The organism is Mesorhizobium sp. Root102, from assembly GCF_001425625.1.
Lineage (GTDB): Bacteria > Pseudomonadota > Alphaproteobacteria > Rhizobiales > Rhizobiaceae > Mesorhizobium.
This window is the reverse complement of the sequence record NZ_LMCP01000039.1, coordinates 1-11,068: the sequence shown is the minus strand read 5'-3', so window position 1 is coordinate 11,068 and position 11,068 is coordinate 1. Positions and strand designations below refer to the sequence as shown.

10 protein-coding genes and 1 pseudogene are annotated in these 11,068 nt (G+C 60.2%); 8 read left to right on the top strand and 3 right to left on the bottom strand.

Annotated features, from left to right (window positions below; all coding sequences use genetic code 11):
• A pseudogene (locus tag ASD12_RS35530) lies at positions 1-98 on the bottom strand (co-chaperone GroES); the annotation flags it as partial.
• Between the two features lie 851 nt (positions 99-949).
• Between ASD12_RS35530 and ASD12_RS24470 the strand changes: the two are divergent.
• Both ASD12_RS24470 and ASD12_RS24465 read left to right on the top strand, forming a co-directional pair.
• Positions 950-1,735, top strand: a complete 786-nt coding sequence (locus tag ASD12_RS24470; protein WP_056592412.1) for a GGDEF domain-containing protein — start codon at positions 950-952, stop codon at positions 1,733-1,735.
• A 221-nt stretch (positions 1,736-1,956) separates the two neighbouring features.
• Positions 1,957-2,169 (top strand): cold-shock protein, encoded by a 213-nt coding sequence (locus tag ASD12_RS24465; protein WP_006339568.1) that lies wholly within the window; start codon positions 1,957-1,959, stop codon positions 2,167-2,169.
• A 131-nt stretch (positions 2,170-2,300) separates the two neighbouring features.
• Here the strand turns inward: ASD12_RS24465 and ASD12_RS24460 are convergent, their stop codons facing one another.
• Positions 2,301-2,768 carry a MucR family transcriptional regulator gene (locus ASD12_RS24460; protein WP_056592409.1) on the bottom strand — a complete coding sequence of 156 codons (468 nt, stop codon included), beginning with the start codon at positions 2,766-2,768 and terminating at the stop codon, positions 2,301-2,303.
• Between the two features lie 380 nt (positions 2,769-3,148).
• Positions 3,149-3,742 (bottom strand): DUF309 domain-containing protein, encoded by a 594-nt coding sequence (locus ASD12_RS24455; protein ID WP_244482962.1) that lies wholly within the window; start codon positions 3,740-3,742, stop codon positions 3,149-3,151.
• Between the two features lie 470 nt (positions 3,743-4,212).
• On the opposite strand from ASD12_RS24455, the gene ASD12_RS24450 reads away from it, so the two are divergent.
• The 6 genes from ASD12_RS24450 (at position 4,213) to ASD12_RS24425 (ending at position 9,915) form a co-directional block, all read left to right on the top strand.
• Complete coding sequence (locus ASD12_RS24450) at positions 4,213-5,112, top strand: zincin-like metallopeptidase domain-containing protein (RefSeq protein ID WP_056592403.1); 900 nt, start codon at positions 4,213-4,215, stop codon at positions 5,110-5,112.
• 402 nt (positions 5,113-5,514) lie between these two features.
• Positions 5,515-7,644: a ParB/RepB/Spo0J family partition protein gene (locus tag ASD12_RS24445; protein ID WP_056592400.1), complete on the top strand. Its 2,130-nt coding sequence runs from the start codon at positions 5,515-5,517 to the stop codon at positions 7,642-7,644.
• Positions 7,645-7,717: 73 nt separating this feature from the next.
• The gene (locus tag ASD12_RS24440; RefSeq protein ID WP_056592397.1) at positions 7,718-8,194 is read left to right on the top strand and encodes a hypothetical protein; all 477 of its coding nucleotides are present in this window, start codon (positions 7,718-7,720) and stop codon (positions 8,192-8,194) included.
• An 82-nt stretch (positions 8,195-8,276) separates the two neighbouring features.
• On the top strand, positions 8,277-8,666 hold the full coding sequence (locus tag ASD12_RS33575; RefSeq protein WP_082525656.1) for a hypothetical protein: 390 nt from the start codon (positions 8,277-8,279) through the stop codon (positions 8,664-8,666).
• A gap of 116 nt (positions 8,667-8,782) precedes the next feature.
• Positions 8,783-9,379, top strand: a complete 597-nt coding sequence (locus ASD12_RS24430; protein WP_056592391.1) for a DUF1419 domain-containing protein — start codon at positions 8,783-8,785, stop codon at positions 9,377-9,379.
• Positions 9,380-9,525: 146 nt separating this feature from the next.
• The gene (locus ASD12_RS24425) at positions 9,526-9,915 is read left to right on the top strand and encodes a DUF3085 domain-containing protein (protein WP_056592388.1); all 390 of its coding nucleotides are present in this window, start codon (positions 9,526-9,528) and stop codon (positions 9,913-9,915) included.
• The last annotated feature ends 1,153 nt before the right edge of the window (positions 9,916-11,068 follow it).

Below are 11,068 nucleotides of genomic sequence, written 5' to 3'. Positions count from 1 at the left end.
GTATCCGGGATGATGATCCCGCCGGCGGTCTTGGATTCGGATTCGACCCGGCGAACGACCACGCGGTCATGAAGCGGGCGGAACTTCGACTTTGCCATTTTTTGGATATCCCTGGTGCGGAGGTTGAACGGTTGTCCGTTGCCGGAGCGGCGTTAGCACTCGACAGTGGCGAGTGCTAACGTGGCGGTGAGATAGGCCACAGGCTGGTGCTAGTCAAGACGGAAGAGGGGACGTGGAAAGCGCATAAGATGTGGAATCGGCGCGCGGAAGCACCGAGATCCTTTGCGTTTGTCCGCCGTACATTATCGGGCCGTGGTGTCCCCGACACTGAAGCAATACAAGGCATGAGAACGATGGCGATAGGGGATCAGACTGCATCGGACACGCGGTCGTGCGTGCCGTAATGGCCTGGACTTGGCGTACTCAATCGTGGTGACCGCCCGCTGGAGAGACAGCATCCAACAGCGGGGCCCCAGGGCATAACCAAATCTGCGGGTCACTTGCAAAGCGTTTCGTCTGGATTGCGGCGCGACATCAGAGCCGTTTCGGCATCCAGGCTATGCAGTGTTCGAGGCGTTCCAACCGAGCCTTCTGCGAACGAAGCTCGTGTCCAACATTAAGCAAATTGGATTTGCCTTTGGACGCGGCCGCATTGATCAGTTCGCACTCAAGCAAAGCAATGCGATCTCGCATCTGCTGAGCTTCAGCCAGCCGTATGCTTTTAATCCAACCTAGCCCACGCATATTCAGTCGTCACCGTCCATGCAGCGCGGGGTAGCATCTGAAAACTAACGGCGGCCGATTCGAAAAACTCGAATTTTAACCGTCGCTAAAATTCACCCCACTGTCGGCCATGTTTGCTCGATGGCTTGTCCGCTACCTTGCTCTTCGAGATAATTTTAATCGACGTGGTGACGGCCTGTTCAGCGCGCATGTCTAAGGAAACGATATGACGCCGCGCACCAAGCGTATTGTAGGTAAATCACTGGTCGTGACGATCATTGCGGTCGTCGCGACCTTTGGCCTGTCGTTTACGGCAAGACTTGCCCTGCAGATGCCGATCGACTGGCTGAGTTGGGTGGAATGTACCTTCATTCCCATTCTGATCGGAATGCCGGTCAGTGCCTACATCTTCACCCAGTCGGAAACGATCCAGGATAGTTGTGACAAGTTGGAGAAGTCCCATGCAGCCCTGACAGAGGCGCATGACCGGGTCAGCTTCGTAACCAGCCATGATCCAATGACGGGACTCCTTAGTCGCGGTGGGTTCATGGCCAGGATGGACAGAAGCCGCGACGAAGGAGAATGTGACACGCTTCTTCTGATCGATCCGGATCATTTCTCTTCCATCAACGATAGGCACGGACACTCCAAGGGGGACGAGGTTCTGGTTCGGATTGCCAAGGCGCTCGTCTATACGACTCGCCCGGGAGACTCGGTTGGACGGCTTGGCGGGGAAGAGTTCGGCGTCCTGTTACACGGCGTGCGCAAAGAGCAGGCAGGTACGATTGCGGAGAATATCCGTCGGCTCATTGAAGGCCTTCCTCGGGTCAAAGGGCAACAAGACGGCGTGAAGGTGACTGTCAGTATCGGAGGCGCAGAAATCGCTCGCGATGCAGACACTCAGGATGTCCTGCGCACTGCCGGGCGCTGCCTTTTCGAAGCGAAACAACGCGGGCGGAACCGCGTTTCGTTCGACTATGAAGCATCCAAGTTGCGGATCGTGACGCCGTAGCCGAGCCGCATAGGGGCAGGCGGAAAATGCACCTGGCAGACTGTCTGCGCCGACAGTTTGGGCGCCGCGGTAGAGAGCATACTCATCATGCGCGAGCCACACCGATCGAACGGGACCTTGCAATTTTCGCTTCTGCTGCGTCTAACTCCACAGTCTCGAAATGAACCGGACTGGCTTAATGGCCAGTCCAGGTCGCTGTTGTCACAGAGGAATTCACAGATATGGCGACCGGAACCGTGAAGTGGTTCAACAGCACCAAGGGATTTGGATTTATCCAGCCCGACAATGGCGGCCAGGATGTTTTCGTCCACATTTCCGCTGTCGAACGGGCGGGCCTCTCGACGCTGAATGACGGCCAGAAGATCAACTATGAGATCGAACAGGACCGCCGCACTGGCAAGTCATCAGCTGGCAGCCTCAGCAAAGCTGGCTGAATTTTCTCCTGCGTCCCGGCAAGAGCGAATGAACGCGAGGTAAGGCGGGGTTTGGTCCCCCGCCTTTTCGAATTCTGCGCGGATCATGCCGATAGCAACTGCGCGCTCCAGAACGACCCTCGAGAGATAAGTCAGGCTGCGACCTTCTTGCGGGTCCGCTTCGCCGGCGCCGGCGTTTCCGGCTCTTTTGGTTTGCGGCCGAGCCCCATCGTCTTGGCCAACGCCGAGCGCGCAGCGGCGTAATTCGGCGCAACCATAGGGTAATCCGCCGGCAGACGCCATTTGGCGCGATATTCGTCCGGCGTCAGCCCATAGTGGGTCGACAGATGGCGCTTTAGCGATTTGAATTTTTTCCCGTCCTCAAGGCAGATGATGTAGTCCGGTGCTACCGATTTCCTGATCGACACAGCAGGTTTGAGAGCCTCCGATTCTTCTGCGGAAACGCTGGCGCCGGCCGTGGCTTTGAGTGCCGCGTGCACCTGGCCGATCAGGGCAGGGAGATCAGCCACCGGGACCGGATTGTTCGAGACATAGGCTGCGACGACATCGGCGGTAAGCTCGATGAGGGCGGTGATGTCGTTGTCGGCTTCTTCTGTCATGAAATTCTCCGGGTGGCTTGCAAGACAGTCGGCGAAGTGTTGCTACATAACGGCGGTTGTCCCTGAAAGCAATAAATGGCTCGGCACCACAAGTATCGCCACAAGCGATTGCTAATGCTTGCCCGGGAAATGGGTCAGCCGCTAGGGCCGGAACCTGGACCTCTATTTCCATCGGCGATCTTACTGGTTTGTCTGATTGCGCAGGAGCACGCCTCGCAGTGGCGACGATTGAAGACTTGCGACAGGCGAAGCCAGTCGCACAAATTGCAACAGGTTCTCCGAAAACAACGTGACGAAATTCCGCGCTCCATGAAAATCGCCGGGTGAATGGAAACCCGCCATTCGTCGTTCGTCAGTGACGTCGGCCCTACGGGTCCGGTCTATTCCTGGCGTCTTCTAAAGCTGACTGTTTGCCTTTTGATCGGCCTTCCGGGGCTTGGTCCGAGAATGAAGTCAAACACGGGTTGGGCCTGACCAAGCGCTGTCGCCTGCAAGGCTGCCGGGATCCTTGCCGCGGCTTCGGCGCGGTCAGCGAGTGCCGCAGGTGACATGCCGAGCGCACGCTCGAAAGTATGATCCACCGTGTTCATCAGACGACGAAGGAGCGCCGCGGCGCGTCCGGCATGACGCACCGCAGCCGCCTGCTTGCCCTCGCGGATCTTCACGCCGGCTGCCGATAACAGGATCAATCCCTTGAAGAGCGTCCGCAGCGGAGTGCCTCGGTCTGGTACTTTCCACAGACTTTCCCACGCCTCATGGGCTTCCCAGTAATAGCCGTGGTTGAAGAGGTCGAGACCCCAGAGGAATATGTCTGAATCCAGCGACGCCTCTGCCGCCAACCGCATGGGTTCGCTGTGGTAGCTATGTCCCGCGGGATCGCGCACGGGATGCGGTTGCCTGCCCGGCAGATACGCATAGGATGGAAAGCTCTTTTCCGGCAGCCAGCGCCGGCGCAACATCGAAACAATAGCCATCAAAGCCGTATAGCACACCCGTGACATCCTGAACGGATGCTATCCGGAGCGCGCCCGCCGGCAAAAAACGAGGTTTTCGGCAAGCGCCCCGGGCTCGCAAGCTTCAGTGCACCAACATGATCGGGCCCGTGGTCTACTGGGTGTCATTGAAGCGTCATCTTTGCTGAACTATATGCGCGGCGCGTCGGGCGTTCTCCTCCCATTGCGTTCGATGCGTTCCCCTCTGGAGGTTTTTGACCTCTTGCCTGGCCGGGTGCTGCAAGCCCGGCCTTTTTCTTGCGCGCCAGAAGCGATGAAGCGGCTGATTGGCGGCTGTGAGCATGGCGATATCGCGCGCCGTCATGACCCGCGGCAACGGTCAGACGGCCGGCGGCGACGCTGGCGCGGAGTGAGGGAGAGCCGGGCCGGGGAGCCGTGACGAGTTGGGAGGCCGGAGAGAGTTTCTGGCCGCTCGTCACGGAGCTTTGCGCATGTCCAGCGACCGAGCCGACATTTATGCACGTATAACCAACCAGATCATCGCGGCGATCGAGGCCGGCGCCGGTGAGTTTGTAATGCCCTGGCATCATGAAGGGACGGCTACCGCCCGCCCGATAAACGTTGCGTCCGGTAAAGCGTATCGCGGCGTGAACACGCTCGCCCTATGGGCCGCGGCACAGAGTTATGGATTTCCTGACGGCCTGTGGGGGACATATCGTCAGTGGCAGGCACTTGGCGCCCAGGTGCGCAAGGGCGAGAAGGCCACGACCGTCGTCTTCTGGGGGCAGATCGGCGACAATGCTGATGAAGAAAGCGACGAAACTGGCGATGCTGGTGAGCGTCGACGTTTATTTGCCCGCGGCTATTCGGTGTTCAACTGCGCGCAGGTCGATGGTTATGAGCGCGAACCTACAGTGGCTCGCTCAGAGGAAGAACGCATCGCGCATGCCGATGCTTTTTATGCAAACCTTGGCATCAACACTGTCTACGGCGGCAACGAAGCCTATTATTTGCCTTCGGCTGATCGGGTGCATGTTCCCGTTTTCAGCTCGTTCCGTGACGTTGCATCTCATTACAGCGTGCTTTTCCATGAAGGTCTTCACGCGTCAGGGGCGAAGCACAGGCTCGATCGCGACCTGTCCGGAAGATTTGGCTCCGAAGCTTATGCCATGGAAGAAATAATCGCCGATTCTGGCGCAGCGATGATCCTTGCCGACCTATCGATTTCGTCACGACCTCGGCCGGATCACGCCGCCTATATTTCCAGTTGGATCAAAATTCTTCGCAATGATACCTCGGCCATTTTCGCGGCATCGAGCAAGGCTCAGGCTGCTGTGGACTGGATGCATGCCCGACAGCCCGGCAATCAGGTCAGTGCCGCTGCGGCGTGACCTGGACTGAGGCGGGCGTCTCCGGCAGGCGGATGAGCACCCGACCTCTCATTGAGCTCTATTCCACCATGTCGGTTTTTGAAGGGCTGCACGCGTGTCCTGACCTGATGCGGAGCACTAGCCGGACGGTCACGCTTGATCGGAAGACGCAGATCCACATTCTTATGACCATGGCCGCCAGCTCGATGGGGTGCGCAGCTCGGCCACATCGACATGCGCGGGCCGCTCGATGGGCCTGAGATCAACTCACCTCTCGCGGATCGCCCCGTCTCCCGCTCACCGTTTCGTCGAATTCAGGAGCGCTGGCGGCGGCTTCAAAAGGAGAGGGGGGCAGGGGAAAGCGGCGACGGGTTTGGAGGTTCGGAGAGAGGCTCCGGCCGACCCGTCACGGAGAGACTGACCATGGCCAAGGCCACCCAGAAAATCACCATGAACCCCTCGCAGAACATCCCGTTCGACAAGCTGGTTCTGTCGCAAAAGAACGTCCGACGCATCAAGAACGGCGTCACGATCGAGGAGCTTGCCGCTGACATCGCTCATCGCAGGCTGCTCGAAAGCCTTAACGTGCGGCCGATGCTCGATGAAAAGCGCGAGGAAACCGGCATGTTCGAAGTGCCAGCCGGTGGCCGCCGCTTCCTCGCCATCGAACTTCTGGTGAAGCAGAAGAAGTTCGCAAGGACGGAAACGGTCCCCTGCGTCGTCAACCGTTCGGATACGACGTCGGCCGAGGAAGACTCGCTGGCCGAGAACTTCCATCGCGAAAGGCTCCATCCGCTCGATGAATTCCGGGCCTTCAAAACCCTGAGCGATCAGGGACTCGAGATCGAGCAGATTGCCTCGCGCTTCCACGTAACACCGGCTTATGTCAGGCAGCGCCTCAAGCTCGCCTCGATCTCGCCGAAGCTGCTTGCTCTCTACGAGCAGAGCGAAATGCGCTACGACCAGCTTCAGGCGTTCTCGATCACGGATGACCAGGCTCGCCAGGAGCAGGTCTGGGAGACCGTTTCCCGATCGCAGGTGAAGGAGGCCTACTATATCCGTCGGCTCCTCACTGAAACCGCTGTGCGGGCGACCGATCGCCGGGCCGTTTATGTCGGGATCGAAGCCTATGAGGCCGCCGGCGGCGTCGTCATGCGTGACCTTTTCGAGCAGGACCAGGGCGGCTGGCTGCAGGATCCCGCCGTCCTCGAGCAGCTTGTCTTCGAGAAGCTCAAGGTCGACGCCGAGACGCTGAAGACCAGGGAGGGCTGGAAGTGGGTCGAGGCCGCCCTCGATTTCCCCTATGGCCACACTTCCGGCCTGCGCCGCTTCTATGGCGAGCCGCGGGAAATGAGCGGCGATGAACTCGCGCGACATGATGCCATCAAAGCCGAATACGATAGGCTCGACGCCGAATACGCCGAAGCCGAGGAGTATTCGGAGGAGACCGAGACCCGCCTGGATGAGCTGGGTACCGCCCTCGATGCCCTGAACGATCGCCCCTATGTCTATGATCCCGAGGCCTTCGGCCGCGGCGGGGCCTTTGTCTCGGTTGGCGCGGATGGCCAGCTCAAGGTGGAATCGGGGTTCGTCCGGCCTGAAGACGAACCCGTCGGCGCGAACGAAAGCGGCGACGAAGCCGATGCTGAGGACCGTGGCGACGACGGCCATGCTGCGACGGCGGGCAACGGCGTCTCGGTGAACGGGAAGCCGGTTTCGCCCGAAGGCGAGGAAGAAGACGATGGCGTTCGACCACTTCCGGATCGCCTGGTTCTCGACCTCACGGCCGCCCGCACACTGGCGCTGCGCAATGCGTTGGCCGGCGATCCGACCATGGCGTTCATCGCCGTCCTGCATGCCTTCGTGCTGAAGACTTTTTACGTCTCCAGTTCGAATTCCTGCCTGGACCTGACGGTCCAGAGCGCGACGTTCGGTCAGACGCAGGGTCTCGCCGAGACCCCATGGGCGAAGGGGATCGAGCAGCGGCACGAGGAATGGGGCCACGACCTGCCCAAGGAGCCGGACGCGCTATGGGCCTTCCTGCTCGATCTCGACGAGGTCAGCCGGCAGGCGCTGTTCGCGCATTGCGCCTCGCTTTCGCTGAATGCGGTGCTCGAACCCTGGAACAGGAGGCCACGGGCCTTGGCCCATGCCGATCAACTGGCGCACACAATCGGCTTCGACATGGTGGAAGCCGGCTGGGTGCCGACGGTCGACAACTATCTCGGCCGTGTCACCAAGACGCGGATCCTTGAAGCCGTGCGCGAGGCGAAAGGTGAGCAATCCGCCCAGTTGATCGACCATCTGAAGAAGCCGGACATGGCGCGCGAGGCAGCCCGCCTGCTCGAAGGAAGCAGCTGGCTGCCCGAGCCGCTTCGCCTGGCACCCTTCTCCCAGACGGTCGATGCGGTCGACGATGTTGGCGATGAGCCGGTGGAGGACGGTTCCACCGACGCTGCTGAGGAACTGCCAGCCTTCCTTGCCGATCAGGTCGAGACCGACGTCGACGATACCGTGGACAGCGGCGGCGATCACCTCCAGGCCGCCGAGTAACGACCTTCATGACACGACCCAAGGCCCGACCATCGCGCCGGGCCTTTTCCGTTTCTGGACAAGGAGAACACGCATGTCCGCAACCAACATTTACGAGAATGCCCCACTCGGGAGCGTCATCAACTATGGTGATCATGTCCCGAGGCCACCAGTTCGCTTCACGAAGAAGCTCGCTGCTTGGGAACGCCGTAACGGCATTGGCCGGCTGGTCAAGAAGACGCCGCCGCGTGAGCATGCAACATGGCCATCGCCCGCCGCCATTACCCTCCATGAGGGTGATTTCTCGAGTGGCTCCGTCATCCTGGTCACGGTGATGCGCACGCATTCGATCGATAGCGATCTGATCTTCAAGATCATCGAGCGTCCCGCGATCGGAATGGTGCGGGTGCTGCGGGTCTACGACGGCAACATCGAGTTGCTTCACCTGGCCGACAACCGTGAGGCCGCCGCGCTGTGGCTGGCAATGCATCCCTATTCGCACACGGTTCTGAAGGAGGTCACAGCCGACGAGGTCGGCGCCGACGTCGTCGAAGGCCGGACAGCGGCCTGACCGGCGTCGCCTTCACCATCAATCGCTCAACAGCCCGGCATCGCACCGCGATCCCGGGCGCTTTTGTTTCATGGAGCTCATCATGTTTCAGTGGACCAAGTCCTGCTCCTACGACGAAGAGCAGAAGAGGCGCTTTCATTCAACCGCGCGCTCGCGTCTGAAGAAGCTTGCCGCCGAGCTGCACCTGCCAGCCGGATCGTACGATCTGCGTTCCAACAAGGCAGGCATAGCCGTTGCAGGTGAAATAACCCTGCATCACCGCCGCGTTTATATCCAGGTTGGCCAGTTCGGTCTTGCCTCCGGGCACGGAATTCTGATCCGGACCTGCAAGGGTCGGCAGGACTACGCCGGCGGCCCCAATCACCTGGCCGATCTCACCCTGCTCGACGACATTTCCGCGCTCGCAGCGCTCGTTCACGCAATTAGCGGCGTTGGAAATTCTCCAACATCTGCCGTGCCGCGAGCAGCTTAATCCTCTTTCGTTCCTGGACGTCTCGCCGCTGCCGAGACGTCTCCATACCCCCCTCACCACAAAGACTGCGAACACCGCTCCAACGGTCCCTTCGCCATGCCCGAAAGGAGCTTCCCATGCCTACCTCCTTCAGAAAGATTTTTGAAAATGTCGCTACGCGCGAAGAGATGTTTGCGCTGTTCAATCGCGACCAGGAAGCACCGCCCGAGGATCGTATCTCGGGCAAGGCCCACGCCTCCCAGTGGTTCGAGATAGAGGCGAGTGAATATCACTTCATGCTCGATGTCCTGCCGCCGCTCTTCGTTAGAACCGGCATGTTCGGAATGTCGGAGTTCAAGGCCGGCTATGTCACCAGCGTCTTCTTCGAAATCACCATTGGCGGTCGGCGGCGATGGTTCACCGGGTTTTGCGACCTCTCCGACCCCCACAGCCCAGCCGCGATGCGGGAAGCCATCATCGCATACGAGAGCCAGTTGGCCCACAGCATGACGCGCGAAGAGAAGCTCGAGGCGGTCTGGGCCGGCACCCATCCCGATTTTCGTGGCATCGCCGGTTCCGCCGACCCAAGCGCCTGGCCAGCCGCGCATCGCGGCAAGCGCACCATCCTCGTCAATAGAGGCGGCCATGGCACCATCCTGAAGTTGCTGGAAGATCTGACCGATGAAGAAATCGAGGAGAAGGTGCGCACGAAAAAGCCATCCACCGGCGCGTGATGGATCGCGGCCGGCACAAGGCCATCGCGGTCCGTCGAACGTCGTCGGCTGCAACCGATAACTGCCGATCCTGCAGAATTCACCAACGGGCTTTGTGCTCGCTTTGACCGATCACGCCGAAGTCCACTCAAGTTCAGGAGAAAATCATGTTCACGTTCCCGCTTTCAGCGGTGCGCGCTGTCATCGCGCGCGGCGAGCTGGATGCCGCCGCCAACGGTGGCTTCCGCAATCCCCATTACGGCCTGGCGCCGGGCAAGGATGAAAGGGCCGGCCTTTGGCTGGTTGGCGACCAGGGGGTTTATTTGTTGTCAAACGGCAAGCTTCCGGACGGAGGCAAGCCGATGGTCTGCTATGCTGATGAATGCAATCCCGGTAGCAATTGCGACTGGTGGGAATACAAGCGCCGCTATTTCGGCGGCGATGACGGCATCGAATTCCTTGCCGCCGAGAAAATCCTTGCCCTCTCGGATGCGCGGCCATCGGCAACGCATCTGCGTATCGATCTCGATGAAAACAGCATCGGCATAGCGTCCTGACGCGGTGATGGCAGGGCCGCCAAGTCCCGGACCTCATCCGTTCGGGAACGGCGGCATTTCACCGTCGGAGGATCGCCCGACCCATGGCGTCATCTCCGGCCGCGCATCGATCATCTGGGGAGCACCCGCTCGTATTCCGCGCTGGCGCCGCCGGCACGATATACTGGCGCGACCGGCGAGTGCCGCTGTTCCGACAAGGTCACGCAGACGATCGGCTGGTCTAGTGCCAAATTGAGGGGCAATCCCCTGACGCTCTAGCGCCGCTTACGCCGAATGGCGATAATCCCGGGGTGGGTTCAACCGGTCATCGCAACACGCTTTAATCTGAGAGGATGAGGAGGTGTTGCATGGTGACGTCACGGATCTGGTTTACGTCAGCGCAGAAGGCCGAGCTTTGGGAGCGATGGAAGCGAGGTCAGAGCATTTCGTCGATCTCGCGGGCACTTGACCGCCGGAACAAGACCGGCGTTCAGCGGATCGTATCCTTACACGGCGGCATTGCTCCGTCAGCTAGGCGTAGAGCGGCCTTGACGCTCGGGCTGGCGGAGCGCGAAGAGATCTCTCGCGGGATCGCGGCGGGTCTTGCGATCCGCGCTATTGCACGAAGTCTCGGGCGATCCCCATCGACAATATGTCGCGAGATCTCGCGCAATGGCGGTGCACAAGCGTATCGTGCAACCCGGGCCGACAAGCATGCTTGGGAGCGAGCGCTGCGCCCGAAGCAGTGTCGCCTGGCATGCTCTGGGCGGCTACGATGGCGGGTGGCGCAAAAGCTGGCGCTGCAATGGTCCCCGGAGCAGATAGCGGGCTGGCTGAGGCGAGAGTACCCAGGCGATCCAAGCATGCGGATATCTCATGAAGTGATCTATCGCAGTCTATTCATCCAGTCGCGGGGGGGTGCTCAAGAAGGCACTAACAGCGCACCTGCGTACCAAACGACAGATGCGGCTCGCCAAAGGCCCACAGAGCCGGACGGGGCAAGGACAAATACTCGATATGATCTCCATCCGCGAGCGCCCCGCCGAGGCTGAGGATCGCGCCATCCCAGGCCATTGGGCATATGCGCTAAGATAGCTTCGGCATGGACTGAAATTTGCGCTTTCGAGGTGGCTCACGCCATCGATGTCGCAAGGCATGGAGATTTTGGCGCAGG

What these genes read in the sequence shown, in the direction of transcription:
- ASD12_RS24465 (WP_006339568.1), top strand. Translation starts at nt 1,957, where the DNA reads ATGGCGACCGGAACCGTGAAGTGGTTCAACAGCACCAAGGGATTTGGA.
- ASD12_RS24455 (WP_244482962.1), bottom strand. Translation starts at nt 3,742, where the DNA reads ATGGCTATTGTTTCGATGTTGCGCCGGCGCTGGCTGCCGGAAAAGAGC.
- ASD12_RS24460 (WP_056592409.1), bottom strand. Translation starts at nt 2,768, where the DNA reads ATGACAGAAGAAGCCGACAACGACATCACCGCCCTCATCGAGCTTACC.
- ASD12_RS33575 (WP_082525656.1), top strand. Translation starts at nt 8,277, where the DNA reads ATGTTTCAGTGGACCAAGTCCTGCTCCTACGACGAAGAGCAGAAGAGG.
- ASD12_RS24445 (WP_056592400.1), top strand. Translation starts at nt 5,515, where the DNA reads ATGGCCAAGGCCACCCAGAAAATCACCATGAACCCCTCGCAGAACATC.
- ASD12_RS24450 (WP_056592403.1), top strand. Translation starts at nt 4,213, where the DNA reads ATGTCCAGCGACCGAGCCGACATTTATGCACGTATAACCAACCAGATC.
- ASD12_RS24430 (WP_056592391.1), top strand. Translation starts at nt 8,783, where the DNA reads ATGCCTACCTCCTTCAGAAAGATTTTTGAAAATGTCGCTACGCGCGAA.
- ASD12_RS24470 (WP_056592412.1), top strand. Translation starts at nt 950, where the DNA reads ATGACGCCGCGCACCAAGCGTATTGTAGGTAAATCACTGGTCGTGACG.
- ASD12_RS24440 (WP_056592397.1), top strand. Translation starts at nt 7,718, where the DNA reads ATGTCCGCAACCAACATTTACGAGAATGCCCCACTCGGGAGCGTCATC.
- ASD12_RS24425 (WP_056592388.1), top strand. Translation starts at nt 9,526, where the DNA reads ATGTTCACGTTCCCGCTTTCAGCGGTGCGCGCTGTCATCGCGCGCGGC.